A 24,847-nucleotide genomic window follows, 5' to 3' on the forward strand; every position below is an offset into this window, starting at 1 on the left:
ATTACTCCCCTTTGTACACCGGTTTTCGTTTTTCTTTGAACGCTTGCAATCCTTCTCGTCGGTCGCTTGTATGAATCGTTCGCTCGTATGCCATTTGCTCAATGACAAGCCCTGTTTGTATATCGACTTGTACCCCATGATTAATCGCTGCTTTTGCCTGAGCAACGGCAATCGGAGCGTTATTGGCGATCGTCGTTGCGATAGTAAGCGCCTCGTCCAACAATTGTTCTATCGGAACAACGCGTTCCACTAAACCAATCCGCTCCGCTTCTTGTGCGGATATGCGCTTCGCTGTGTAAATCATCTCCTTCGCTCGCCCAATACCAATGAGACGCGGAAGACGTTGCGTCCCTCCTGCACCTGGGATGATCCCAAGCGATGTTTCTGTCAGTCCCATGATCGCATGTTCAGCAGCAATGCGAATGTCACATGCGAGTGCCAACTCAAGCCCCCCACCAAAAGCCCCTCCGTTTAGTGCACAAATGACAGGCTGAGGCAGTTGCTCAAATCCATTAATCGTCTCCCGAATAAGCGCCACCGTTTGACGCACTTGCGTTTCGTTCATTTTTGCTCGCTCTTTTAAATCTGCTCCCGCACAAAATGTTTTATGTCCCGCCCCTATGACAATGACTGCACGCACGTTTCGATTTAGCTTTAGTTCCGCTTGAATGCGTTGCAATTCGTTTAACATTTTTACAGATAGAGCATTTGCCGCATCTGGTCGATTTAACGTAACAACTGCCACCCCTGCATCAATTGTGGAATAAAGAACAGCTTCCATCATCATGCATTCCTCCTTACAACGTGTGAATGGTGGCTCGTTAGCGGACGGCCAATTTTTTCTTCAATCCATCGCGCTGCTTCTGTCAATGGTTCAAGTTGAACACCACAATCGATACCCATTTGAGCAAGCATATATACTAAGTCGTCTGTCGCTAAATTGCCAGATGCGCCTGGGGCATATGGACAACCCCCTAATCCGCCGAGCGAGCTATCAAAAGTAGTCATCCCCATCTGCAACGATGCAAACACGTTTGCAAGTGCCATCCCATACGTATTATGAAAATGAAGCGCCATCTTTTCAGCAGAAAACCGCTTTAATAGTTGTTCTAACGTCCGTTGAACTTGCACAGGGTTTGCAACACCGATCGTATCGCCAAGCGATAGCTCATCAATGCCAAGCTCAAACAATCGCTCAGAAACAGAGATGACGCGTTCAATGCTGACTGTTCCTTCATATGGACAACCAAATACGGTCGATACGTAACCACGAACTGTTTTGTTTGCTCGCTTCGCCTCGTCAATGACTTCCTTCAGTACGGGATACGTTTCTTCAATAGATTTATTAATATTTTTTCGGTTGTGCGTTTCGCTTGCTGACATAAATACGGAAACTTCATCCATATTCGCGGCTAGTGCGCCTTCCAATCCTTTTTTATTCGGGACAAGTGCAGCATATGTCACACCTTCTACCCGCTCAATACGAGAGGCGACTTCGTACGCATCTGCAAGCTGTGGAATCCATTTCGGGTGGACGAACGATGTCACTTCAATATATGACAAACCTGTTTTGGATAATTGATTAATCCACGTAATTTTATCTTCCGTTTGAATAAAGATCGGCTCGTTTTGCAACCCATCACGTGGACCGACTTCTTTCACCGTTACGCGCATACATACCCCCCTATTCGATTTCGATTAATACGTCCCCTTCGTTTACGAAGTCGCCTTCTTGCACATAAATCGCTTTGACAACTCCTCCCGCTTCCGTCGCGATCGGGATTTCCATTTTCATCGATTCTAAAATGACGACATCTTGCCCTTCTTCAACAACGTCACCGACTTGAACAACAATTTTCCACACGTTTCCTGCCATCAATGCGACAACCTCATGCATGTTTTTTGCCTCCTTTTTTGTTCATATACATATTCACAAAGTTTGTTGTCGTATTCCCTTGTTGAAATGCCTCATGCGTTAATACAGCCGTTAGCATCGGAATGTTCGTTTTAATTCCTTCGATCTTATATTCATGTAATGCTTCAATCATAGTGGCGATGGCTGCTTGTCGATCGCTTCCTTTAGCAATGCATTTCGCGATCATCGGATCGTAAAACGGGGTAACGACCGAGCCGCTTTGCACCGCAATTTCATGGCGGATATGTTCCCCTTCAGGAAGCTGTAAACGCGTAATCGTCCCTGGGGAAGGGAAAAATGTATTTGGATCTTCAGCGTAAATACGCACTTCGATCGCATGTCCTTCTCGTTTCACTTCAGCTTGTGTAAAAGATAGCTTTTCCCCTGCGGCAATGCGCAATTGTTGTTCGACAATGTCAATCCCTGTAATTTCTTCTGTCACAGGATGTTCTACTTGAAGACGTGTATTCATCTCAAGGAAATAAAAGTTTTTTTGCTCATCTACGAGAAATTCGATCGTCCCTGCATTTGTATATCCGATATGTTTTGCAGCTCGCACAGCCGCTTCTCCCATTTTCCGACGCGTTTCTTCGTCTAAAAACGGAGAAGGTGCTTCTTCGACAACTTTTTGATGGCGACGTTGAATAGAACATTCTCTTTCCCATAAATACACGCAGTTCCCGTGCGCATCAGCTAACAGTTGAATTTCAATATGACGCGGATTTTCAATATATTTTTCAACATACATCGCCCCATCTCCGAAAAAGGAAGCCGCGCGACTTTGATTTCCTTCAAATGCTTTTCGTAGCTGCTCTTCGCCATAAACAAGTTGCATGCCAATGCCTCCGCCACCTGCCGATGCTTTCAACATAACTGGATATCCAATGCCGTTCGCTACGTTCGTTGCTTCATCGACATCAGCAAGCGGAAAAGAGATGCCGGGCACAATCGGCACCCCTGCTTCCGCCATCGTTTGTCGCGCTTCGATTTTGCTCCCCATTTTCGCAATCACATCCGGTTTGGGACCGATAAACACGACCCCTTCCTCTTCGCACCGACGAGCAAATGTTGCATTTTCTGAAAGCAAGCCGTAACCCGGATGAATAGCTTCCGCTTTCGTTTCTTTGGCGATCGAAATAATTTTTTCGATATTTAAATAGCTCTCATTCACCCGCGCTTTTCCAACGATATACGCTTCGTCCGCTTGCTTCACATGAAGCGAATTAGCATCGGCTTCCGAATAAATGGCGACCGTTTGAATGCCGAGCTTTTGGCACGTGCGAATGATACGTAAAGCAATTTCTCCCCGATTCGCAATAAGTATTTTCGAAAACATGTTTTTCCCCCTTACACATGCTTTTTTTGTTCGACTCGCTCCCGCGCCCATTCGCGCAATTTAAATTTTTGAATTTTCCCCGATGCCGTCATCGGATACGCTGTTGTAAATTCGATATATCGCGGAATTTTATGACGCGATATATGCCCTTCACAAAACGAGCGAATGTCTTCAGGTGTGGCGTGTTCCCCTTCTTTTAAAATGATCCAAGCCATTACTTCTTCCCCATACGTTTCGTCTGGAACACCGACAACTTGCACATCGAGCACTTTCGGATGCTTATATAAAAACTCTTCAATTTCACGCGGATAAATGTTCTCCCCACCGCGGATAATCATATCTTTTAGCCGTCCGGTAATGCGGAAGTAACCGTTTTCATCCATTACGGCTAAATCGCCTGTATGCAACCATCCATCTTCATCAATCGCTTCGCGCGTCGCGGAAGGATTGTTGTAGTATCCTTTCATGACATGATATCCGCGGGTACATAGCTCACCTTGCATACCAGGTGGCAATTCTTTATTTGTTGTTGGATCAACAATTTTCACCTCGACGTGAGGGAGGGCACGCCCTACAGTTTCAACACGTAACTCAATCGGATCATCGGTGCGTGTTTGCGTAATAACCGGTGAGGACTCTGTTTGACCGTACGCAATCGTAATGTCTCGCGCCCCCATTTTTTCGATGACCGCTTTCATCACTTCAATTGGGCAATTCGAGCCGGCCATAATGCCCGTGCGCAAAGAAGATAAATCATATGATGCAAAATCCGGATCGTTTAATTCAGCAATAAACATCGTTGGCACGCCATGAAGTGCTGTGCATTTTTCATCTTGCACTGTTTGTAATACTTGCTTCGGATGGAATTGCTCAAGTGGCACCATTGTTGCCCCAACTGTCACACAAGCGAGCGTACCGAGCACACAACCGAAACAATGAAAAAACGGCACAGGAATACATAAACGATCTTCTTTTGTCAGTTTCATACATTCCGCAATATAATACGCATTGTTCACAATGTTATGATGTGTAAGCATAACGCCTTTTGGGAATCCTGTCGTTCCTGAGGTATATTGCATGTTGATGACATCATGTGGATCGAGGGAATTCATTCGTGCATCGAGTGCTGCGTCTTCGACATATTCCGCCATGGCTAAGAGGTCATTCCATGAAAATGTTCCTGGATAACGTTGTTCGCTTAATACGATGACATTTCGTAATTGTGGAAGACGTTTCGCTTGTAGCTTTCCGGGTTCACAGTAAGCAAGTTCCGGTGCAATATCGTAAATCATGTCGATATAAGAGGCATCGCGATACTGTTCCATTAAAATAATCGTTGTCGCATCAGATTGTTTTAACAAATATTCGAGCTCGGCTGTGCGGTAATTCGTATTGACCGTAACAAGTACCGCTCCCATTTTCCCTGTCGCAAACTGGCACGCAAGCCACTCCGGTTTATTCGTTGCCCAAATCGCCATATGTTCTCCTGCTTCAATGCCAAGTTTCATCAACCCTTTGGCAACAAGGCGACAATAATCATTAAATTGACGATATGACCAACGCAACTGACGATCTGCATATACAACTGCCTCATGATCCGGATGAATGGAAGCCTTTTGCTCAAGCAATTGACCAACTGTAATATGAAGCATACGCCCCCTCCTTTAGCATCCTAATTGACGTGCAATAACGAGCCGTTGAATTTCCGATGTTCCTTCGCCAATTTCCATCAGTTTCATATCGCGGAGATGACGTTCGACACCATATTCTTTCATATATCCATATCCACCGTGAATTTGAATCGCTTGATTGCAAATGTGAAATCCTGTTTCAGAAGCAAACAATTTTGCAAACGCTGCCTCTTTTGTAAACGGCTTTCCTCGGTCTTTCAACCACGCTGCTTTGTATACCATATTGCGCGCAAGTTCGAGCTGCATCGCCATATCCGCAAGCTTAAATTGAATCGCTTGAAACTTGGCAATCGGTTGGCCGAACTGTTTTCTCTCTTTTGCATATTGAAGTGCTTTTTCAAATGCAGCTTGTGCGATCCCAACGGCTAATGCTGCAATCGAAATACGTCCGCCATCTAGCGTGTATAAAAACTGCTTAAATCCTTTTTTCGGATCGCCTAGTATGTTTTCTTTTGGTACGCGCACATCTTGCAATACAAGTTCGCACGTATTCGATGCGCGAACGCCCATTTTGTCATAATGGCAGTTAATCGTAAAGCCCGGTGCATCTGTTGGAACGATGAAAGCAGAAATAATATTTTTTCCTCGTTCATCTTTACCAGTGACAGCGGTTACAATAACTTGGCGCGCATAGCCTGCATTTGTAATCCAACATTTTTCTCCGTTAATGACGTATTCATCGCCATCTAAAACGGCGCGCGTTTGCGTTCCCCCTGCGTCAGATCCTGCGTTTGGCTCCGTTAATCCGAACGAACCGAATGCCTTTCCTTTTGCCATTGGCACGAGCCATTTTTCTTTTTGTTCTTCTGTTCCGAAATAGTAAATTGGGCTTGCACCGAGCGATACAGCTGCCGCATAACTTAACCCTGTTCCGCCGCATGCCCGACCAATTTCTTCAACCGCAATGGCGTAAGAAATCGTATCTCCTCCCGAACCACCATATTGTTCAGGGAACGGAATACCAAACAGTCCAAGCTCGCCCATTTTTTTGAATGTGTCAATTGGAAAAATGGCTTCCTCATCCCATTTCGACGCGTATGGGGCAATTTCCTTTTCCGCAAAATCGCGAACCATCTCTTTAATCATTTGTTGCTCTTTCGTTAATTCAAAATGCATCGCCTTTCTCCTCCTTTATAAAAATGAAAATATATGAAACCAACAAGCCTGTTTTTGTTTCAAACCGACTAGTTGGTCTGTACGCTATGCAACACTCATCACTTGTCGCCTACATGCGACAAAAGAAATGATGAAACGTCTTCATCTCGCTTCGCTTCCTCTGTCAAGAGCGAATGTAAAATTAAATCATTGAAAGCAGCAGCAATTTGTTCAATCGACATCGGTCCATCAGGCTTATACCATTTATACATCCAGTTCACCATCCCGATAATCGACAACCCTGCAATTTCAACAGGCACTTCTGTACGAAACTGCTTTGCTTCAATACCTTCCCGAAGCACTTGAAAAATAATTTGTTTATATTGTTCACGTTTTGCATTGATTTTTTCAGCGTACTCCGGCTTTAAATACGCTGCCTCTTGATTGAACACCGTAATGTGTGGTTTATATATGTGAAAAACTTTAACAAACGACTGAATGATCGCACATAGCCGCTTAGTTGGCGTCTTATATTTTACATATGCTTCTTGCGCTTTATTTAGCACATACGTAATAAATACATCATGTATGTGATAAAGCAGTTCATCTTTTGACTTAAAGTTATGATAAAATCCTCCCTTTGACGCGCCACACTCCGCAACAATGCGGTCAACCGTCACCCCATGATACCCATATTTTTCGAACAACGTAAGCGCCGTTTCAATAATGCGATCCTTTAGCTGCTTCTCAACCATACGCGAGAACTCCTTTTCGTCTTATTTTAGCACAATTTTCTGAAAAGTTAAATGTTTTCACACAGAAAAAACTAGCGCTTTTATTGCGCTAGCTTCGTTTTCATATACGGTCGCAAAGTTGAAAATGGAATAAAAAATTCACGAATACCTGCAGCGTACGGGGCAATCTCGTATAATCCGTAATAAATGACAATGCCGTCACTTGTTATATAGTAAGGCTGATCATTTGGCATCTTTTTTACAACATCGATGGCATTATCAAAATACAAGTCGTTTTCTTTTCTTATTTGTGCAATCACTTCGTTCGTAATCACTTGCTTATAGTTCGTTCCCTTTTTAAATAAATCGCTAAGTTGTAACGATTTTCCTTCATGAAAATCAAAATTATTTGGCACTTTAACTGTCATTCCGTGCGCACCGCCTGTATAGCTATATAACGTCACCGGGATGCTTAATATGCCATGTTGATTGTACGTCACTTCATAATTGCTGACTGCTGCATGCAATCGATATGGAAATCCTTCCTTTTTGCTTATTGCCATATTTTCTCGCGCTTGCTTTTCTACTTCACGCTTTAAATCAAGCGACTCCTTACGCAATAAACGATTGACTTGGCGCTGGAAAGATTGGTTGATCGATCCGGATACGATCGGAATGTTCAAATCGACTTCCATCAGTTCATTTGTATATTTTATTTGCTTCGTTGTCACATGAAGTGGGTGGCTGTACGCTGTCAATATAAATAACATCAACACCATCATCCATATGTTTCGTTGTTTGAACACGATGTTCACCTCGTTTGTTTTACCGAAAGTTTGCGTTAAAACAAACGAATTTATGCATTACTATTATTTTAACATTTGTTTCACTAACTCTCGATTTCGCTCCTTAAACGCTTCGTGATGTGAAGATACCATCGCATACGGATCGGCAGTGGGTTCAATGAAACGTTTCGCACTATTTACCGCATTCGCTGCGTCTTGGAAAGCACCTGTAAGTAAATATAACTTTCCATCATATTTTGAAATATCGCCAGCTGCATATAACCCCGGAACAGAACATTCTCCTTTTGCATTTGTCGCAATATAATATTCGTCAACCATTTGAATGGGTAGTTCACTATTGGCAAGCAATGAGGCATCTCGTTCATATCCATGGCTAATAATGACATCATCTACATCGAGTTCAAACACATCGCCCGTCTCATGATTTGTCAATACCACTCGCTCAATCATTTCATGGTTGGGGCTGGCAACTAATTTTGTAATGGACGTATGGAAAAAGCAAATGGCAGAACTATTTAATAATTGCGTCGCTTGCGCCTCATGTCCTTTTAACGATTCATTACGATAAGTGACATATACTTTTTTCGCAATTGGCACGAGTTCATTTGCCCAATCAATCGCTGTATTCCCCCCACCCGAAATAATCACCGTTTTCTCTTTAAATTGTTTTAACGATTTCACCGTATAGTGTAAATTTGTAATCTCAAACTTTTCTGCTCCTTCAATTTGAAGTTTTTGCGGCTTTAATATGCCACTTCCTACCGCAATAATGATCGTTTTCGATATATGTCGTTGACCAGATGATGTTTGTAAAATGAATATGCCGTCTTCTCTTCGCTGAATCGTTTCAACTTTTTCATTTAATACAACGGTCGGATTAAAGGTAAGCGCTTGTTTAACAAGTTGTTCGCGTAATTTCTCTCCTGTAATCGGAGCATGCCCGCCAACATCCCAAATCATTTTTTCTGGATACACATGCAATTTTCCACCTAACTGCGACTGATATTCAATCAACTTCGTTTTCATTTCTCGCAATCCACTATAAAACGTCGCATACAGCCCTGCTGGTCCACCGCCAATGATCGTCACGTCATACAATTGTTGCTCCATCGTTATCACCCTTAAATTTGATTATCATTCTCATTTAAATATACATCTTTTTTCAAACTTTTACAATGTAAAAAGACAGGCTGATGCCTGCCTATTTTTTACCTGTGTAAAGGAAAATGGCGTCACGGAAAAATTCCGCCGTTCCTGGTTGTTTCTGATCGTAGTATGCTTTAAATCGTTCATCATCCACATACATTTGTGCCAATCCTGCATGTGCTTCTTTTGAGTAATGGTCCCAAAAGTACCCTATGTTCGTATTTCTTTTCTAGTTCCAATAACTGTTCGTTTGTTTGCTCAAGCAATTGCTTTAATCGCGCCGCCCGCTCTTCGTATTGCATTTGCTCATGAGACGCAAACGCAAACAGCTCCGATTCTCCTGCTTTTGAGGCAATATCCGCCTGTTTTTTCCGCTTTTCCGCCAGCTGCACAGCTTCGCGATATTCGCGCGCAAACTGCTCTTTTAATACGTATTGCCGCTCAAGTAGCTTTCGTACTTTTTCTACTTCTTGTTCGCATTGGCGTAAGTATTCATTTAGCACCGCAATCGGATTTTTCTTTTCTTTTTCGTCCAACCATTCATGAATATCTGCTGCAATCATCGTTTTCATGCGAGAAAGTAAACCCATTGTTCTTCGCTCCTTTAATAATGTTTTTGTAGCTCCGCCCATTGTTTTTCGAAGTTCACGAACGGATCGTCAACGACTTGCACCACTTCTTTCGGTTCGTTCCATTTTTTATACACGACATACAGCACATACGCTGCGACGATAGCAACAAGCGCCGGCACATTCGACACGCTTACCATCAGCGCAGCCAAGCCAATGAGCGCCCAAACGATTTTGCCGAACGTCGAATCGGCTTTGAAAAACTTTTTGACCGCATAGTACAAAATCGCCAAGCTGATCGCTAATCCAATGAGCGGCCCGAGGTGAAACATAAGCACGAGTACCGCCATTCCACCTGCAAGCAATAACCCGATTTTTTTTAACATCCCTTTCGCCTCCTTCCTTGCTTTCATCTTACCGATTCTCATCTTTGTTCATCATGTCCCATAGCTATATTTTCAACTACGACTCAAGGCGTATTTTTAAGTAATAAAGGTCTTTTCAATGAAAAAGAGCCGCCATAAAACAAAGCGGCTCTTGTTATAGACCATTTGTTACAGTTCAATCGAACGATCTGTTTGAATTAAAGTTACTCATACGTTTTTTATAAGACAGTGGTGTCATTTTCATATATTTTCGGAATCGATCAATAAAATAACTTGTACTATTAAAACCGACTTGGTAGGCAACCTCTGTAACATTCAAATGATCTTTTTGCAAGAGAATTAAACTTTTTTGAATTCGATACTCTATTACATAATTTAGTGGTGTTTTTTTGAGAAATTTTTTAAAGTATCTACAACACTCGGAACGGCTCAATTGGCCAGCTCGGGCAATATCTTCTAAAAGTATTTTGTCTGCATAATGTGTGTGTATCCAATCTAACATTTGTTTCATTCGATGGCTCTTTAGCATTTCCATCCGCTCGTACTTTAATTGAAAACCATTCATAACTAAATTTTTCCAAATGAATGTTAACTGGATAAAGATGTCTAGTTCATAGTATAAGGATTTTTTCCGTATCAATTCGTTTATTTTTCTGACAGCATCCAAAATATTTTTCCCCCATAGTTCGTTTGGATGTAATTGTAAGTAAGATAAATTAGTCGCTTGAATATATGGAGTTACATAGGTGGCATAAAGTTCTTGTGACAGTATAAAGCTAGGCGAAACGTTTAAGCAAATATAAGCACAATTCGAATCATCCATATCTTTTGCCATATGCAGACAGCCACTATTAATAAACAACCCTTCTCCTTCTCCAACAACGATATTTTCCCCATTAACTTGAAAAATGGATTGACCCTTTATAACGAGAATAAATTGTAATTCGTCATGCCAATGGAGCGGTATATATCCATGAACGTTTTGATTAATAATTGTCTCGTAACATGCAACTGGCAACGCAACCGTCCGATGTTCAGTTAATTCTTTTAAATTTCGATCAACCATAAAATCCTTTATTTGCACACTATCACCTCAATATAGTGATATTTTTTTATTCAATCTTTGTATGATTTATAATGTATTTTGTCTTATTATACAAACTATCATAGTACTATTTTTATATTCCGAGGTGAAAAATGAATCATGAATAGAAAAAAAGGATTATTTTTAGTCATCACCGGAGCATTATTTTGGGGGATTGGGGGAACTGTATCAAAAAAACTTTTTCAGTATGGCATCGATGTAGATTGGCTTGTAACGACAAGATTACTCGTAGCTGGTTTTTTACTTTTAATCGTTCAATTTGTTAGGAAAGAAGAGCGCACACAAATATTTTCCGTTTGGAAAACGAAAAAAGCAGTTATCTCATTGATTACCTTCGGATTGCTCGGTATGCTGGCTGTTCAATATACGTATATGGCTTCCATTAAACATGGTAACGCAGCTGTCGCCACATTATTGCAATATTTAGCACCTGTTATGATTATCATTTACTCCGTTTTTCACAGACAAGCTACTATAACAAAAAGAGATGTATTGGCTATTTCGCTCGCCTTAGTTGGTTGCTTTTTCTTATTAACAAACGGTTCTGTTTCCCAACTATCTGTACCACTGCTCGCAATTGTTTGGGGTTTTTTATCTGGCATCGCTTTAGCATTTTATACTCTATATGCTGTTCCTTTACTGAAACAATATCATTCACTTGTCGTTGTCGGCTGGTCCATGGTGATTGGCGGCTTAGCACTAAGCTTTGTTCATCCACCCTGGCAAATGGATTTTAAACACTTAACCATAGAAACGTACTTATACTTAATTTTCGTTATTATATTCGGTACAATGATTGCATTTTGGTTTTATATCGAAAGCTTACAAAGTCTCTCGCCTAAAGAATCAAGCCTATTAGGCAACATTGAACCACTCGCCGCTGTTTTAACAACCGTTTTTTGGTTAAAAGAACCTTTTGGTTTTTTTCAATGGATTGGCACAGCTTGCATTATTACTATGATGTTATTGATAGCATTAAATAAAAAATCCTCCATAGCTGACCATCAATATGCATACAAATCAAAAAATTCACAAACGTTAGGGTGATTACTACATTATTTTTATGTTTTATGTAAAAATACATTAATATTTCTGTTGAAAAAAACAAAAAGTTCGTTTATTCTGAATTTTATACAATAACATAATAAGTTCACGCAACAGGTGGTTCACACATGCTGTGAATCTTAAAAGGGAAGTTTGGTGAAAGTCCAACACGGTCGCGCCACTGTGATGCAGAGCTGTTTATCACAATCCACTGTTTCATTTGAAATGGGAAGGAGATAAACAGCGATGAAGCTAAGTCAGGAGACCTGCCTGTTGTATGCACTTACGACCTACGCGTCATAGGGAGGAGTGAGGACATATGATCTTGAGGCACTTCATGTATCTCAATACGAGCTAGCTATGCCCTCCTTCTGTTTGGAAGAGGGTTTTTTTGCTTGATTGGGATATAAATAACTGGAGGTGCTTAACTTGTTCATTCGTAGTTCAAATGTAGGGTATCCGCGCATTGGTGAAAAAAGAGAATGGAAAAAAACATTAGAATCTTTTTGGAATGGGCAAATAGACAAAGATCAATTCACAAAAACAATGGAAACGATTCGACTCGATTCCATTCGTAAACAACTTGAGAAAGGAATTGATCTCATTCCGATCGGAGATTTTTCTTTATACGATCACGTGCTAGATACCGCATTTATGTTTGGGTATATTCCCAAGCGATTTCAACAAATAAACGATACGCTTGAGCAATATTTTGCAATGGCACGTGGGACAAATGGGCAACATGCGCTTGAAATGACGAAATGGTTTAATACAAATTATCACTACATTGTGCCTGAAATCGGGCAAACGAAGCCGAAATTAGTGGATAATCGCCTATTGAAAGAATACAAGCTTGTAAAAGAAACATTCAATTTAGAAACAAAGCCTGTATTACTTGGACCGATTACGTTTCTTTTGCTTTCTAAGCAATACGCGCGACACGAGTGGCGCAAACATCTCGCACAATTAGTTCCTCTTTATGTGGAATTATTCAAACAACTAAGCGAAGCGGGCGTGTCATTCGTCCAAATCGATGAACCGATTCTCGTTCAAGATATAGACGATGACATAGTCGATGCATTTCGTGATGTATATGAAGTTTTTCATCGCGATGTACCAAATATAAACCTTATTTTACAAACATATTTTGATAGCGTATCGCATTATCGTGAAATCGTTGCTTTACCTGTCGCAGGCATTGGGCTTGATTTCGTGCATGACGATGGCGAGAACATGAAAAACATAAACACGTACGGATTTCCGAAAGATAAAATATTAGTTGCTGGGATTGTAGACGGTCGCAATGTATGGAAAAGCTCGCTTGCCCAAAAAGCAACGCTCCTTCATCATTTAGCAAACGTTGCCGAACAACTGATCATTCAACCGTCTTGCAGCTTACTGCATGTTCCTGTCACGACAAAACATGAACATGCATTGCCGACGGAGCTTGCTGGGGCTTTATCATTTGCCGATGAAAAATTAGATGAAATACGTATGTTGACAGAGTATATGAACGGAAACGTAACGATCGACGAGCTAATCAAATACGATGAACAAACAAACGTTTATTTCGCCAAACTTCACCACGAACAAGAACAAACAGCCGAAACCGTTCCGGTAAGCCGCGTGCCTTACAACGAACGACGAAAAGTACAACAAGCACATTTACAACTTCCGCTGTTGCCAACAACGACGATTGGAAGCTTCCCACAAACGAGCGACGTGCGCCAAGCTCGAATGAAGTGGAAAAAAGGCGAATGGAACGACAATCAATATAAGTCGTTTATAAAAAAAGAAATCGCAAAATGGATCGACATTCAAGAGCAACTTCAGCTCGATGTGCTTGTCCATGGCGAATTTGAACGTACAGATATGGTGGAGTTTTTCGGTGAAAAACTGCAAGGCATGGCATGCACAACAAACGGCTGGGTGCAATCATACGGCTCGCGTTGTGTGCGCCCACCTATTATTTTTAGCGATATTGCCTATCAACAACCGATGACCATAGAAGAAACAGTATATGCCCAATCATTAACGACTAAACCTGTGAAAGGAATGTTAACAGGACCAGTAACTATTTTAAACTGGTCGTTCGTTCGCAACGATATTTCACGGAAACGTGTGCTCATTCAGCTCGCTCTTGCGATTCGTGAAGAAGTGCTGCAGTTAGAAAAAGAAGGAATACGTATCATTCAAGTCGACGAGCCAGCGTTACGGGAAGGATTGCCTTTGAAAACAAAAAAACATGCATCGTATTGGGAAGATGCCGTTATCGCATTTCGTATCACGACCTCATCGGTGGAAGAGGAAACGCAAATTCATACGCATATGTGCTATTCACAATTTGAACATATGATGCATATCATTGATGAGCTTGATGCGGATGTCATTTCTATTGAATCGTCGCGAAGCCACGGTGAACTTGTTTCTGTATTTGAAACATATGAGTATGAGAAGGGAATCGGATTAGGGGTGTATGACATTCATAGCCCACGCATTCCGACAAAAGAAGAACTAAGCGAACAAATCGAACGGGCACTTCGCGTTCTTCGTCCAGAACAATTTTGGGTCAATCCTGATTGCGGATTAAAAACTCGAAAAGAAGAAGAAACGATTGCCGCACTTCAAGTGATGGTAGAGGCAGCACGCGAATACCGCGAGCGTCTTTTAGCTTACGGAGGGATGAAGTCATGGAAGTAAGCGTCGAGCAGTCGAAAACGATTCAAACACGGCTCGTATTGCCTTCTGATACGAACCATCTCGGCACGATTTTTGGCGGTACCGTTTTAGCTTACATTGATGAAATTGCGGCAATATCCGCCATGCGTCATGCACGAAAAGCAGTCGTCACCGTTTCGATTGACAAAGTTGATTTCATTTCGTCCGCAAAAGTTGGCGATATTTTAAAGCTTGAAGCATTCGTCTACTCGACCGGACGCACATCCATGAAAGTATTCGTCAAAGTCGAAACAGAAGATTTATTTACAGGCGAACATCACTTAACAACGACATGCTTTTTAACGATGGTCGCCATCGATCAAAACAAAAAACCAACCCCTGTTCCAAAAGTCATCATCAGCGAACAGGAGGAACAAATCGTACAACTGTATCAGCAAAACAAACGAAACAACAAGGCATAAATATTTACACGAAAAAACACACGTCCGATTACATACATCGTGACGTGTGTTTTTATCATTTCTTCTAATTTTTACTCCACCGTTACCGACTTCGCTAAGTTGCGCGGTTTGTCGACGTCGCAGCCGCGGTGTAATGCTGCATAGTAAGCAATTAATTGCAATGGCACGACAGATGCAAGCGGCGTAAGCATTGGATGAACAGCTGGAATGACGAAACGGTCGTCCTCCATGTCTAATCCTTTCATGGAAATGATGCACGGATTAGCGCCGCGAGCGACCACTTCTTTGACGTTTCCGCGAATGCTTAAGTTCACATGTTCTTGTGTCGCTAGGGCAATGACTGGTGTGCCGTTTTCAATTAAAGCGATCGTACCGTGCTTCAATTCTCCACCTGCAAAGCCTTCTGCTTGAATGTAAGAAATTTCTTTTAGCTTTAATGCCCCTTCTAATACGACATAATAGTCAACCGCGCGACCGATAAAGAAGCAGTTGCGTGTTGTCGCTAAATATTCGCGTGCAATTTGTTCCATTTCATGTTTTGCGTCGCAAAGTGTCTCCATCGCATTGGCGACAATGCCGAGTTCTTTTGTGACGTCAACATCTAGCGCGATGCCTTTTGCTTTCGCAGCGACCGCCGCTAACATCGCAAGCACCGCAATTTGTGCTGTATATGCTTTCGTTGATGCAACAGCGATTTCTGGCCCAGCATGAAGAAGAAGCGTATAATCTGCTTCGCGCGATAATGTCGAACCTGGCACGTTCGTAATCGTTAATGATTTATAACCAAGCTCTTTCGTGCGCACGAGCACCGCGCGGCTATCTGCCGTCTCCCCGCTTTGTGAAATATAAATAAAGAGCGGTTTTTCCGATAAAAGCGGCATATTGTATGAAAATTCGCTTGCAATGTGCACTTCAACAGGGATTTTCGCCCAGTTTTCGATCAATTGCTTACCGACTAAACCAGCATGATAGCTCGTGCCGCACGCGACGATATATAAGCGATCGGCTTCATTCACTGCTTGCACGATATCTTCATCAATCGCTAACTCGCCTTGTTCATTGCGATATTTTTCAATTAAACGACGAATGACAAGCGGTTGTTCGTCAATTTCTTTCAACATGTAGTAAGGATACGTTCCTTTTTCAATGTCGCTTGCATCTAATTCCGCTACATACGGTGCACGCTCTACGACTTCACCATTTAACTTTTTAATCGTCACACTTTCTTTTGTCACAATGACGATTTCTTTATCCATTAACTCAACATATCGATTTGTCACTTGTAACATCGCTAATGCGTCGCTTGCGACGACATTAAATCCTTCGCCTAACCCAGCTAAAAGCGGGCTTTTGTTTTTCGCCGCATAAATGACACCATCGTTTTCGGCATCAATTAACGCGATCGCATACGAACCTTTTAATAACGAAAGCGTCTTACGAAACGCTTCTTCCACCGACAATCCGTCATTTACAAACGTTTCGATTAACTGAACAATAACTTCTGTATCTGTGTCACTTTTAAACGTCACATGTGCTAAATAATCGCGTTTTAACAATTCGTAGTTTTCGATCACACCGTTATGCACAAGCGTGAAGCGGCCAGATGCACTTTGATGTGGATGAGCATTCGCGCGGTTTGGTACGCCATGTGTTGCCCAACGTGTATGGCCAATGCCAAGCGGCGCATCGACATCTTCTGCGACAATCGCGCGCAAGTCAGCAATGCGTCCCTTTTCTTTAAACACATGAACACCTTTTTCGTTTAATAACGCAATCCCTGCCGAGTCATAGCCACGGTATTCTAATTTTTCTAATCCGTACAATAAAATTTCTTTTGCTGGTTGTTCACCAATATAACCAACGATTCCGCACATAATAAATCCTCCCTAATAATAGGGGCAAGAAGGGGCTCTTGCCCCTTAAAATATTTGTTTGCGATGAACGTTCTTTCCTTTGTGCAAAGAGTCGCCTCTTTGTTTTAAGAAAGAACTTGCGGCTGTCATCGCATCAGCCGGGAGGCATCCGCCGAACACTCGATAAACCTCCTCCTCGTCAACTAAGCTTTTTTCCCGTCCAAAGCTTAGTCCAGGCGCTTTTGTGAAACTTTTTTTCCGCTATCCTCCTTTCATGTAAGATGTCAAACAACAATAGTTTACAACAACAAAGAGGCAAACGTCAATGTGTATCGCTTACCCCTGTATAAACAAAATATGCATAAATGGAATAAACTGTTCCATTTATGCATATCGTTTACTGAAACCATTATTGTACGCCAAAGCGTTCACGAATAACGGACGCAATGCGCTCGACGTATTGATCGCAAAGTTCATTTGTCGGCGCCTCTGCCATCACACGAACGAGCGGCTCCGTACCAGACGGACGAACGAGAATGCGGCCGTTTCCAGCCATCTCTTCTTCCACTTCGCGAATGACACGTTGCACTTCTTCGTTTGCGATTGCTTCCTGTTTATCTGTTACTTTTACATTCACTAATTTTTGTGGGTATTTTTTCATTTCCCCCGCTAGCTCAGAAAGCGGCTTTTTCGTCATTTTCATAATGTTGACAAGCTGCAGCGCCGTCAACAATCCATCCCCTGTCGTATTGTAATCAAGGAAAATAATATGCCCCGATTGTTCTCCACCTAAATTGTAGCCGTTCTTTTTCATTTCTTCGACGACATAACGGTCGCCAACGGCTGTTTGTACGCTTTTGATCCCTTGCGCTTCAAGCGCTTTATAAAAGCCGAGATTGCTCATGACGGTCGAGACGACCGTTTGATGTTTTAAGCGGCCTTGTTCATTGAGATATTTCGCGCAAATGTACATAATTTGGTCACCGTCAACAATTTGACCGTTTTCATCCACCGCAATTAATCGGTCACCATCGCCATCAAACGCTAATCCTACATCTGCTCCTTTTTCTTTCACAAACGCAGCCAACGCCTCTGGATGCGTCGAACCGACACCGTCGTTAATGTTTAATCCGTTCGGTGATGCACCCATCGTCGATACATCGGCATCTAAATCAGCAAATAAATGTGTCGCTAATGCCGATGTCGCCCCATGTGCACAATCAAGCGCGACATGAATGCCTGAAAAATCTTCATCTACCGTTTGTTTTAAATATTGTAAATATTTTTGTCCACCTTCAAAATAGTCGTTTACTTGCCCTAAATCTTTGCCGATTGGACGTGGCAACGTATCTTCTTCACTATCAAGAAGTGCTTCAATTTCTAACTCTTGTTCATCAGAAAGCTTAAACCCATCTGGACCGAAAAACTTAATGCCGTTATCTTGAACGGGGTTATGGGAAGCAGAGATCATAACTCCTGCTTGTGCCCCTAGCGCTTTTGTTAAGTAAGCTACACCCGGCGTCGAAATAACACCAAGGCGCATCACTTCTGCCCCGATGGAGAGCAATCCAGCAACAAGCGCTCCTTCGAGCATATGACCAGAAATGCGTGTATCGCGTCCGATTAATACTTTCGGACGTTCTTTATCTTTCGTTAATACATATCCACCAAAACGACCAATTTTAAAAGCTAATTCTGGCGTTAATTCGCTATTGGCAATCCCTCGAACACCGTCTGTTCCGAAATACTTACCCATGCTATCGCTCCTTCTATTATTACTCGTTTCTTGTAATGCGAATCGTTGCTTCTTTTTGCGGTAGTCTCCATCGAACGTTTTGAGGACCATTGACTTCAATTGGTACGTCATGTTCTCCAATACCTAATTCACTAACGTTTAAGTATACCTCAATATCTTTCAACTGAATAGCATCCAATACACTTTGGGCCCCTAAAGCCGTTAGTGTAACATTTCGATCAGCAGGATCGATAAATTCTGCCTTGTACGCATCGTTTAGTCCGATGATTTCAATTGGAACTTGATCAAATGTCCTTTCTTTTTCCTGTTCAATTTCAATTAAAATTGTCACTTTCGCCGGATCTACCATTTTAGCTCCTTTTGGAACAGGCACATCAACTTGTAAAGTGGTATCACTTGTAATATCGCTTAAGTCGACTTCAATACCACTAATAAACTCGATCTCATCGATCTTTGCTTTTGGTCCAAAAATCGTTACTTCACTCGGAATTACTTCCATTTTGACAATGCTTAATCCTTCGCGTAACGTTCCTTTTCGTTCAATTTTTAAAGGAACAGTTTTACTTGGACTTTTTATTGGCACGGTAATGTCGACAATGGATGGTTCCACATCGAGCGGTAACACATTTCCTTCTTTATCATATACCGTCACTTTCGACTCCCTCTCAATTGTTTCTTCAACTCCTTTTAAGTCTACACGTGCCTTTACTAATGCCACTTTATCAATTAATGTTTTTGCTCCGGTCACTTTCACAACATTTGGCTTCACAATTGGCTGTTCTGGTGAATAACCATCTGCAATTTGTGATTTATTAATAAAGTCAACTTCTACTGGAAAGTCTTTTGACACTCGTTCATCAATCGTTACAGTAATTGTCGCTGGATCAATAGTGACACGCAACTTTTCCGAAATATTTCGGTATTTCAAAGGAACAGTATGTTTGCCAATTGACAACTTAGATAAATCGACATACACTTCAAAATCTCGCTGCAGCTTCGTTGGCGTAACAATGCTTTTTGGCCCCTCAAGCATGACATTCACAGATTGGGGGATCCCTGAAACAACAAGGTTTTCTTGATCGTAATACGCGACGACCGGAACGTCCGTCACCGTTTCAACATCCGATTGACCGACCGTATTTCGTGACGTACTATTCGATTGTGTTTCAATATTGACTGAAACGTAAATCATAAGCGCTAACAACAAAGAAAAAATACGTATAAACCATGGGCTATTCATCCATTTATCCACTTTTTTTCGCCCTCCACTGCCAACGAGATGAGGAAGTTGTCTTCGGTTGGATGAGCTCTTTCGTCAGCAATTCTCTCAATACATCTAACTTTAAGTCACGGTAAAGCTCCCCATTTTTCGTAACAGAAATTGCTCCAGTTTCTTCGGATACAACAACGGTAATGCTGTCGGTCACTTCACTAATACCTAATGCCGCGCGATGTCGCGTGCCAAGCTCTTTAGAAATAAACGGGCTTTCAGACAGTGGCAAATAACAAGATGCCGCAGCGATTTGATTTCTTTGAACAATAACAGCTCCATCGTGAAGTGGCGTATTTGGAATAAAAATGTTAATGAGCAATTCTGATGAAACATGTGCGTGTAATGGGATGCCGGTTTCAATGTAATCGCCCATTCCTGTTTCTCGTTCAATAGAAATTAACGCCCCGATTCGTCGTTTTGCCATATACTCTGTCGCTTTCACAATCGCTTCAATGATGTGCGTTTGCTCTTCCTCTTCAGGCGTCGTGCTCCGAGAAAACAGTTTTCCCCTCCCTAGCTGTTCAAGTGCTCGACGTAACTCAGGCTGGAAAATAATGATGATAGCTAAAAAACCCCATGTAATCGCCTGATCCATCAACCATTGCAATGTGCTTAATCCAATAAAGCTACTTACAATGCGAACAAGGATAATGACAATAATCCCTTTTAGCAGTTGCACCGCTTTCGTGCCACGCACAACCATAATGAGTTTGTAAATCACAAACCAAACGACAAGAATGTCTACAAACTTAATGAGGTAATTCACAAATGTTGGGAGCTCTCCAAATGGCATTCTTACACTTCCTTCACTCATTCTAATTGCTCTCACATGTAAAAAAGCCATCAATATGGATGGCTATTTCGTTAATGTTTTGGCGATATTGTAACCGACTCTTTTTACATTATACCAAATCCAATCAAATACTTCATTAACTTCTTCAATTTGTCCGGTTACTTCACCAGCAGAAGCTAAATATTTATGACCGTTAATAACAGTAACGTTGCCACGCACTTCTCCTTCAATTTGAATATCACCATTTCGGACAACAATATCACCTTCCACGACTTTTCCTTTCGGCACAATGATAGTATGATTTTGAACAATTAAATGTTCTTGCTTAGAAAACGAAAATTCATTGTCTTCTTGCCAAACGGCCCACAAGCCACTTGTGCTTAATAGGAGAAATAGTGATGCAGCCGTTAAAAACGGATGATGAGTAAACCACCGTTTCCAACGTACACGTCGTTTTTCACGAGGTAAGTTGTACATCACTTTTTTGATAAAATCGTCTGAAGGGGTGAAGTGAGAAACGTTTTCGACAAACGCCACTGTTTTTTCCAATGCATAAAAATGCTCGCGACATGCTTCACATTGTTGAATATGGCTACGCAATTGTCGTTCTTCCTCTTTTGGAATATCCCCATCTAAGTAGTCATGCATCCATTGAACAATTTGTTTAGAGCATGGCATCTGTCTCACTCCTTTTATCATAAATGGCCTAAATGTTTACGCAATGCTTCACGACCACGATGAATGCGCGTTTTTACTGTGCCAATCGGCAAGTTTAAAATGTCACTAATTTCTTGTAACGATAGCTCGTCAATATATTTTAAAACGATGACTGTGCGATATTTTTCCGGCAATTTTAAAATCGCTTCTTGAACCATTTTCTGTAACTCTAAGCTTTCTAAAGCATCTTCCGGAGAAGTTCCCTTATCTGCAAGCTGAGAGTACATCGTTAGCCCATCTGTTCCTGACACTTCCGCATCTAAATAAACATCAGGATTTTTTTTACGCATGCGATCGATCGATAAATTCGTTGCAATGCGATACAACCAAGAAGAAAATTTCATAGTTGGATCGTACGTATGGATGTTGACATACGCCCGAATAAACGCTTCTTGTGCCGCATCCTCCGCCTCATGACGATTTCCTAACATGCGATAGCATAGTTGATAAATTTTATCTTTGTACATTTCAACAATATCAGCAAAAGCACTTTGATCTCCTTTTTTAACTGCTTTAATGCGTTGCCTAATAAACATGTCCATGTAATATTTACCTCCACATGGGGGCTACTATTTTATACGAATAACATAAAGCAAAGTTCCACAAATCGCAACGAATATATTCATATTTTTAAAAAAAATGAAGAGGTGGCATCATGCCACCTCTCATACAAGCTTCTCACCGAACAGCGATCCCATTAAAGCGACAGCAGTTGCAGCTGTTTTATTGCGCTCATCTAAAATCGGATTCACTTCAACAAATTCAGCTGAAGTGATGATTTGCGCTTCAGCTAACATTTCCATCGCTAAATGACTTTCACGGTAAGAGAGCCCACCGATCACCGGCGTTCCAACTCCAGGTGCATCATGTGGGTCAAGCCCATCTAAGTCAAGAGACAAATGTACACCGTCTGTTCGTTCTTTTAAATACGCAATCGTCTCTTCCATTACTTTTGTCATACCGAGACGATCAACCTCATGCATTGTATATATTTTGATTCCTTTTTCTTTAATTAATTGTTTTTCGCCTTCATCAAGTGCACGAGCACCGATGATCACAATATTTTCTGGTTTCACTTTTGGACTATATCCACCAATCATCGTTAAAGCTGGATGACCAAGTCCTAAACTTGCAGCAAGCGACATACCGTGAATATTTCCCGAGGGCGATGTTTCCTCCGTGTTTAAATCTCCGTGCGCATCGTACCAAATGACGCCTAAACTTTTATAATGTCTAGCCACTCCTGCAAGTGTCCCAATCGCAATGCTGTGATCCCCACCAAGCACTAGTGGGAAACGACCTTTGGCCACAACTTCATCCACCGTAGCGGCTAGTTTTTCATTCGCCTCAGCAACCGCTTTCAAGTTTCGTAATTTTGGATTTGTCACATCTTGAACGCGCTCAGCGCGACCAATTTGAATATCTCCTAAATCCTCAATATCATGATTTAAGTTTTCTAAACGCTCTACTACGCCAGCGTAGCGAATGGCACTTGGCCCCATATCAACACCACGGCGTGTTTGTCCTAAGTCCATTGGCACTCCAATAATCGAAATGTCCATCTCGATCTCCTCCCCTTGTTGTATCTGATGTTTATTGTACATGAGGAGAAACAGTTGGCTCAACTCGACAACTTTTTGAATATTTATTCTATAACAAACAGAAAAAAACCTTAGGTATTACCTAAGGTTTTAGTATGGAGCCTATCGGGATCGAACCGATGACCTCCTGCGTGCAAAGCAGGCGCTCTCCCAGCTGAGCTAAGGCCCCATGGAGCGGAAGACGGGACTCGAACCCGCGACCCCCACCTTGGCAAGGTGGTGTTCTACCACTGAACTACTTCCGCAAACAGTGAGCCATGGAGGACTCGAACCTCCGACCCTCTGATTAAAAGTCAGATGCTCTACCTACTGAGCTAATGGCTCGTTATAAGTTAAATTATAATTAAATGGCTGGGCTAGCTGGATTCGAACCAGCGCATCACGGAGTCAAAGTCCGTTGCCTTACCGCTTGGCTATAGCCCATTGATATAACTTCATGAGTTAACTTCTCAGAATTTACCTCATGAATTAACACCGCAGGATTATTTTGAGAATTTCTGAAGGAAATTCGCGAAATAATCCGACATTGATATGACAAAAATGTATGTAATCATTATGTGAAAACAAATGGTGGAGGGGGACGGATTCGAACCGCCGAACCCAAAGGGAGCGGATTTACAGTCCGCCGCGTTTAGCCACTTCGCTACCCCTCCACGGATGGTGCCGGCTGCAGGACTTGAACCCGCAACCTACTGATTACAAGTCAGTTGCTCTACCAATTGAGCTAAGCCGGCAGTCATTTTCCCTAGACTACATTATGCTACCCAATTTCCTACACATTCATCAAAACGTATGGTGGAGGATGACGGGATCGAACCGCCGACCCCTTGCTTGTAAGGCAAGTGCTCTCCCAGCTGAGCTAATCCTCCGTAAAAGAGATGACCCGTACGGGATTCGAACCCGTGTTACCGCCGTGAAAGGGCGGTGTCTTAACCACTTGACCAACGGGCCAACATACGACACACAAGCTTCCAACCGGGCTTGAACCGGTGACCTCTTCCTTACCATGGAAGTGCTCTACCAACTGAGCTATGGAAGCACTGGCTCCGCAGGTAGGATTCGAACCTACGACCGCTCGGTTAACAGCCGAGTGCTCTACCACTGAGCTACTGCGGAATAAAAATGTAAGTAATTCATACTGCTTAACCATTATTTCAATTGAATGCTACTGCCTCTTCCTCTACTCGCATACTCAATGATGATGAATGCGTCGAGGCAACTCGCAGCTTGATCGATGAAGCATCGCTCGTCACTGAGCTACTGCGGAATAACATATTGTTTTGCCCGGCAACGTCCTACTCTCGCAGGCGGTGTCCCGCCAACTACCATCGGCGCTGGAGAGCTTAACTTCCGTGTTCGGGATGGGAACGGGTGTGACCTCTCCGCCATCGTCACCGAGCAATAATGCTTTAGACAAATGTTATTATAACGGAATATTTTTTGTTGTCAAGCATTTTTTTATTCCTTCAAAACTAGATAACAGGCTAAACAGTCGCCTCCGCTTTTCGTGATGTCTAGCTTCGAACTAACATCCTCCTACGCCTGCGCTTTTTCCGTTCGACGTGCGTGCACGTCTTCGTCAAAAGCTTTCGGCTCCGTCGGATGTTTTCTTGACTACGTCAAGAACCGTTCTCCGCTTTTCTTTTGTCTAGCTGCGGCTCCTAGCCCCTCGAATCGCTTCAGTCCTGCTGTGGCGGCAACAGCCTCCTCGCAGGCCTTTCGCGTTCTTCGTGGCTGGACAGTCGCCTGCGCTTTTCGTATGTGTTTAGTTAAGTCCTCGATCGATTAGTATCCGTCAGCTGCACGTGTCGCCACGCTTCCACCTCGGACCTATCTACCTTGTCATCTTCAAGGGATCTTACTCGCTTGACGCGATGGGAAATCTCA

At 42.3% G+C, this 24,847-nt stretch carries 21 protein-coding genes, 10 tRNA genes, 2 rRNA genes, 2 pseudogenes and 1 riboswitch; of the genes and pseudogenes, 3 read left to right on the top strand and 32 right to left on the bottom strand.

What is annotated here, in order from left to right; translation table 11 throughout:
* Position 1: 1 nt before the first annotated feature.
* The 13 genes and pseudogenes from ETB99_RS12380 to ETB99_RS12440 form a co-directional block, all read right to left on the bottom strand.
* On the bottom strand, positions 2 to 784 hold the full coding sequence (locus tag ETB99_RS12380) for an enoyl-CoA hydratase (RefSeq protein WP_077429784.1): 783 nt from the start codon (positions 782 to 784) through the stop codon (positions 2 to 4).
* Complete coding sequence (locus ETB99_RS12385; RefSeq protein ID WP_171700730.1) at positions 784 to 1,674, bottom strand: hydroxymethylglutaryl-CoA lyase; 891 nt, start codon at positions 1,672 to 1,674, stop codon at positions 784 to 786. Before ETB99_RS12385 ends, ETB99_RS12380 begins: the two co-directional genes overlap by 1 nt.
* A 10-nt stretch (positions 1,675 to 1,684) precedes the next feature.
* Positions 1,685 to 1,897 carry an acetyl-CoA carboxylase biotin carboxyl carrier protein subunit gene (locus ETB99_RS12390; RefSeq protein WP_171700731.1) on the bottom strand — a complete coding sequence of 71 codons (213 nt, stop codon included), beginning with the start codon at positions 1,895 to 1,897 and terminating at the stop codon, positions 1,685 to 1,687.
* Entirely contained in the window at positions 1,890 to 3,251 is a 1,362-nt protein-coding gene (accC, locus tag ETB99_RS12395) for an acetyl-CoA carboxylase biotin carboxylase subunit (protein ID WP_171700732.1), read from the bottom strand. The genes ETB99_RS12390 and accC overlap by 8 nt, the downstream gene beginning before the upstream one ends.
* An 11-nt stretch (positions 3,252 to 3,262) precedes the next feature.
* A complete protein-coding gene (locus tag ETB99_RS12400; protein ID WP_171700733.1) occupies positions 3,263 to 4,903 on the bottom strand; it encodes an AMP-binding protein in 1,641 nt (546 codons plus the stop codon).
* A 12-nt stretch (positions 4,904 to 4,915) separates the two neighbouring features.
* Positions 4,916 to 6,058: an acyl-CoA dehydrogenase gene (locus ETB99_RS12405; RefSeq protein WP_171700734.1), complete on the bottom strand. Its 1,143-nt coding sequence runs from the start codon at positions 6,056 to 6,058 to the stop codon at positions 4,916 to 4,918.
* A 98-nt stretch (positions 6,059 to 6,156) separates the two neighbouring features.
* Positions 6,157 to 6,792 carry a TetR/AcrR family transcriptional regulator gene (locus tag ETB99_RS12410; RefSeq protein WP_006322517.1) on the bottom strand — a complete coding sequence of 212 codons (636 nt, stop codon included), beginning with the start codon at positions 6,790 to 6,792 and terminating at the stop codon, positions 6,157 to 6,159.
* An 80-nt stretch (positions 6,793 to 6,872) separates the two neighbouring features.
* Entirely contained in the window at positions 6,873 to 7,577 is a 705-nt protein-coding gene (locus tag ETB99_RS12415; RefSeq protein ID WP_128999477.1) for a DUF3298 and DUF4163 domain-containing protein, read from the bottom strand.
* Between the two features lie 63 nt (positions 7,578 to 7,640).
* Positions 7,641 to 8,687 carry an NAD(P)/FAD-dependent oxidoreductase gene (locus ETB99_RS12420; protein ID WP_077429760.1) on the bottom strand — a complete coding sequence of 349 codons (1,047 nt, stop codon included), beginning with the start codon at positions 8,685 to 8,687 and terminating at the stop codon, positions 7,641 to 7,643.
* A gap of 91 nt (positions 8,688 to 8,778) precedes the next feature.
* A pseudogene (locus ETB99_RS12425) lies at positions 8,779 to 8,937 on the bottom strand (TipAS antibiotic-recognition domain-containing protein); the annotation flags it as partial.
* 1 nt (position 8,938) lies between these two features.
* Positions 8,939 to 9,313, bottom strand: a pseudogene (locus ETB99_RS12430) (PspA/IM30 family protein); the annotation flags it as partial.
* Between the two features lie 14 nt (positions 9,314 to 9,327).
* Positions 9,328 to 9,678, bottom strand: coding sequence for a lmo0954 family membrane protein (locus ETB99_RS12435; protein ID WP_077429755.1), 351 nt, complete (start codon positions 9,676 to 9,678; stop codon positions 9,328 to 9,330).
* Positions 9,679 to 9,853: 175 nt separating this feature from the next.
* Positions 9,854 to 10,762, bottom strand: a complete 909-nt coding sequence (locus tag ETB99_RS12440) for an AraC family transcriptional regulator (protein ID WP_077429754.1) — start codon at positions 10,760 to 10,762, stop codon at positions 9,854 to 9,856.
* Positions 10,763 to 10,882: 120 nt separating this feature from the next.
* Here ETB99_RS12440 and ETB99_RS12445 point away from each other — a divergent pair, with 120 nt between their 5' ends.
* The 3 genes from ETB99_RS12445 (at position 10,883) to ETB99_RS12455 (ending at position 14,967) form a co-directional block, all read left to right on the top strand.
* Positions 10,883 to 11,830 carry a DMT family transporter gene (locus ETB99_RS12445; protein WP_077429753.1) on the top strand — a complete coding sequence of 316 codons (948 nt, stop codon included), beginning with the start codon at positions 10,883 to 10,885 and terminating at the stop codon, positions 11,828 to 11,830.
* 95 nt (positions 11,831 to 11,925) lie between these two features.
* Positions 11,926 to 12,115: riboswitch (cobalamin riboswitch) on the top strand.
* Between the two features lie 141 nt (positions 12,116 to 12,256).
* Complete coding sequence (gene metE / locus ETB99_RS12450) at positions 12,257 to 14,527, top strand: 5-methyltetrahydropteroyltriglutamate--homocysteine S-methyltransferase (protein WP_171700735.1); 2,271 nt, start codon at positions 12,257 to 12,259, stop codon at positions 14,525 to 14,527.
* Entirely contained in the window at positions 14,518 to 14,967 is a 450-nt protein-coding gene (locus ETB99_RS12455) for an acyl-CoA thioesterase (RefSeq protein ID WP_043964492.1), read from the top strand. The genes metE and ETB99_RS12455 overlap by 10 nt, the downstream gene beginning before the upstream one ends.
* Before the next feature lie 71 nt (positions 14,968 to 15,038).
* On the opposite strand, the gene glmS is transcribed toward ETB99_RS12455, so the two are convergent.
* The 19 genes from glmS to ETB99_RS12550 all read right to left on the bottom strand — a co-directional run.
* A complete protein-coding gene (gene glmS, locus ETB99_RS12460; RefSeq protein ID WP_171700736.1) occupies positions 15,039 to 16,841 on the bottom strand; it encodes a glutamine--fructose-6-phosphate transaminase (isomerizing) in 1,803 nt (600 codons plus the stop codon).
* A gap of 388 nt (positions 16,842 to 17,229) precedes the next feature.
* Entirely contained in the window at positions 17,230 to 18,576 is a 1,347-nt protein-coding gene (gene glmM / locus ETB99_RS12465) for a phosphoglucosamine mutase (RefSeq protein ID WP_171700737.1), read from the bottom strand.
* A 19-nt stretch (positions 18,577 to 18,595) separates the two neighbouring features.
* Entirely contained in the window at positions 18,596 to 19,828 is a 1,233-nt protein-coding gene (locus tag ETB99_RS12470; protein WP_077429740.1) for a CdaR family protein, read from the bottom strand.
* Positions 19,821 to 20,642, bottom strand: coding sequence for a diadenylate cyclase CdaA (cdaA, locus tag ETB99_RS12475; RefSeq protein ID WP_077429739.1), 822 nt, complete (start codon positions 20,640 to 20,642; stop codon positions 19,821 to 19,823). The genes ETB99_RS12470 and cdaA overlap by 8 nt, the downstream gene beginning before the upstream one ends.
* 63 nt (positions 20,643 to 20,705) lie before the next feature.
* Complete coding sequence (locus ETB99_RS12480) at positions 20,706 to 21,320, bottom strand: anti-sigma factor family protein (RefSeq protein ID WP_077429738.1); 615 nt, start codon at positions 21,318 to 21,320, stop codon at positions 20,706 to 20,708.
* Between the two features lie 17 nt (positions 21,321 to 21,337).
* Positions 21,338 to 21,901 carry an RNA polymerase sigma factor SigW gene (gene sigW / locus ETB99_RS12485; protein WP_077429737.1) on the bottom strand — a complete coding sequence of 188 codons (564 nt, stop codon included), beginning with the start codon at positions 21,899 to 21,901 and terminating at the stop codon, positions 21,338 to 21,340.
* 123 nt (positions 21,902 to 22,024) lie between these two features.
* Positions 22,025 to 22,921 carry an arginase gene (gene rocF / locus ETB99_RS12490; protein ID WP_004888717.1) on the bottom strand — a complete coding sequence of 299 codons (897 nt, stop codon included), beginning with the start codon at positions 22,919 to 22,921 and terminating at the stop codon, positions 22,025 to 22,027.
* Between the two features lie 135 nt (positions 22,922 to 23,056).
* Positions 23,057 to 23,129: transfer RNA gene (locus ETB99_RS12495), tRNA-Ala, on the bottom strand.
* Between the two features lies 1 nt (position 23,130).
* Positions 23,131 to 23,205: transfer RNA gene (locus ETB99_RS12500), tRNA-Gly, on the bottom strand.
* Between the two features lie 6 nt (positions 23,206 to 23,211).
* A tRNA-Lys gene (locus tag ETB99_RS12505) sits at positions 23,212 to 23,284 on the bottom strand.
* Positions 23,285 to 23,308: 24 nt separating this feature from the next.
* A tRNA-Gln gene (locus ETB99_RS12510) sits at positions 23,309 to 23,383 on the bottom strand.
* Between the two features lie 145 nt (positions 23,384 to 23,528).
* Positions 23,529 to 23,613 (bottom strand) — tRNA-Tyr (locus ETB99_RS12515).
* Between the two features lie 5 nt (positions 23,614 to 23,618).
* Positions 23,619 to 23,694: transfer RNA gene (locus ETB99_RS12520), tRNA-Thr, on the bottom strand.
* Between the two features lie 59 nt (positions 23,695 to 23,753).
* A tRNA-Val gene (locus tag ETB99_RS12525) sits at positions 23,754 to 23,829 on the bottom strand.
* 10 nt (positions 23,830 to 23,839) lie between these two features.
* Positions 23,840 to 23,911 (bottom strand) — tRNA-Glu (locus ETB99_RS12530).
* Between the two features lie 15 nt (positions 23,912 to 23,926).
* Positions 23,927 to 23,999 (bottom strand) — tRNA-Thr (locus tag ETB99_RS12535).
* Between the two features lie 2 nt (positions 24,000 to 24,001).
* Positions 24,002 to 24,076, bottom strand: a tRNA-Asn gene (locus ETB99_RS12540).
* 166 nt (positions 24,077 to 24,242) lie between these two features.
* Positions 24,243 to 24,359 (bottom strand): 5S ribosomal RNA (gene rrf / locus ETB99_RS12545).
* 366 nt (positions 24,360 to 24,725) lie between these two features.
* A 23S ribosomal RNA gene (locus tag ETB99_RS12550) occupies positions 24,726 to 24,847 on the bottom strand; the annotation flags it as partial.

This window comes from Anoxybacillus sp. CHMUD (assembly GCF_013096965.1).
GTDB lineage: Bacteria > Bacillota > Bacilli > Bacillales > Anoxybacillaceae > Anoxybacillus > Anoxybacillus kestanbolensis_A.

Excerpts from the sequence above, each read along its gene's own strand:
- cdaA (WP_077429739.1), bottom strand. The coding sequence starts at position 20,642 with ATGCCATTTGGAGAGCTCCCAACATTTGTGAATTACCTCATTAAGTTT.
- ETB99_RS12455 (WP_043964492.1), top strand. The coding sequence starts at position 14,518 with ATGGAAGTAAGCGTCGAGCAGTCGAAAACGATTCAAACACGGCTCGTA.
- rocF (WP_004888717.1), bottom strand. The coding sequence starts at position 22,921 with ATGGACATTTCGATTATTGGAGTGCCAATGGACTTAGGACAAACACGC.
- ETB99_RS12420 (WP_077429760.1), bottom strand. The coding sequence starts at position 8,687 with ATGGAGCAACAATTGTATGACGTGACGATCATTGGCGGTGGACCAGCA.
- ETB99_RS12405 (WP_171700734.1), bottom strand. The coding sequence starts at position 6,058 with ATGCATTTTGAATTAACGAAAGAGCAACAAATGATTAAAGAGATGGTT.
- ETB99_RS12380 (WP_077429784.1), bottom strand. The coding sequence starts at position 784 with ATGATGGAAGCTGTTCTTTATTCCACAATTGATGCAGGGGTGGCAGTT.
- sigW (WP_077429737.1), bottom strand. The coding sequence starts at position 21,901 with ATGGACATGTTTATTAGGCAACGCATTAAAGCAGTTAAAAAAGGAGAT.
- accC (WP_171700732.1), bottom strand. The coding sequence starts at position 3,251 with ATGTTTTCGAAAATACTTATTGCGAATCGGGGAGAAATTGCTTTACGT.
- glmM (WP_171700737.1), bottom strand. The coding sequence starts at position 18,576 with ATGGGTAAGTATTTCGGAACAGACGGTGTTCGAGGGATTGCCAATAGC.
- ETB99_RS12400 (WP_171700733.1), bottom strand. The coding sequence starts at position 4,903 with ATGCTTCATATTACAGTTGGTCAATTGCTTGAGCAAAAGGCTTCCATT.
- ETB99_RS12435 (WP_077429755.1), bottom strand. The coding sequence starts at position 9,678 with ATGTTAAAAAAAATCGGGTTATTGCTTGCAGGTGGAATGGCGGTACTC.
- ETB99_RS12390 (WP_171700731.1), bottom strand. The coding sequence starts at position 1,897 with ATGCATGAGGTTGTCGCATTGATGGCAGGAAACGTGTGGAAAATTGTT.
- ETB99_RS12445 (WP_077429753.1), top strand. The coding sequence starts at position 10,883 with ATGAATAGAAAAAAAGGATTATTTTTAGTCATCACCGGAGCATTATTT.
- ETB99_RS12410 (WP_006322517.1), bottom strand. The coding sequence starts at position 6,792 with ATGGTTGAGAAGCAGCTAAAGGATCGCATTATTGAAACGGCGCTTACG.
- ETB99_RS12480 (WP_077429738.1), bottom strand. The coding sequence starts at position 21,320 with ATGCCATGCTCTAAACAAATTGTTCAATGGATGCATGACTACTTAGAT.
- ETB99_RS12385 (WP_171700730.1), bottom strand. The coding sequence starts at position 1,674 with ATGCGCGTAACGGTGAAAGAAGTCGGTCCACGTGATGGGTTGCAAAAC.
- glmS (WP_171700736.1), bottom strand. The coding sequence starts at position 16,841 with ATGTGCGGAATCGTTGGTTATATTGGTGAACAACCAGCAAAAGAAATT.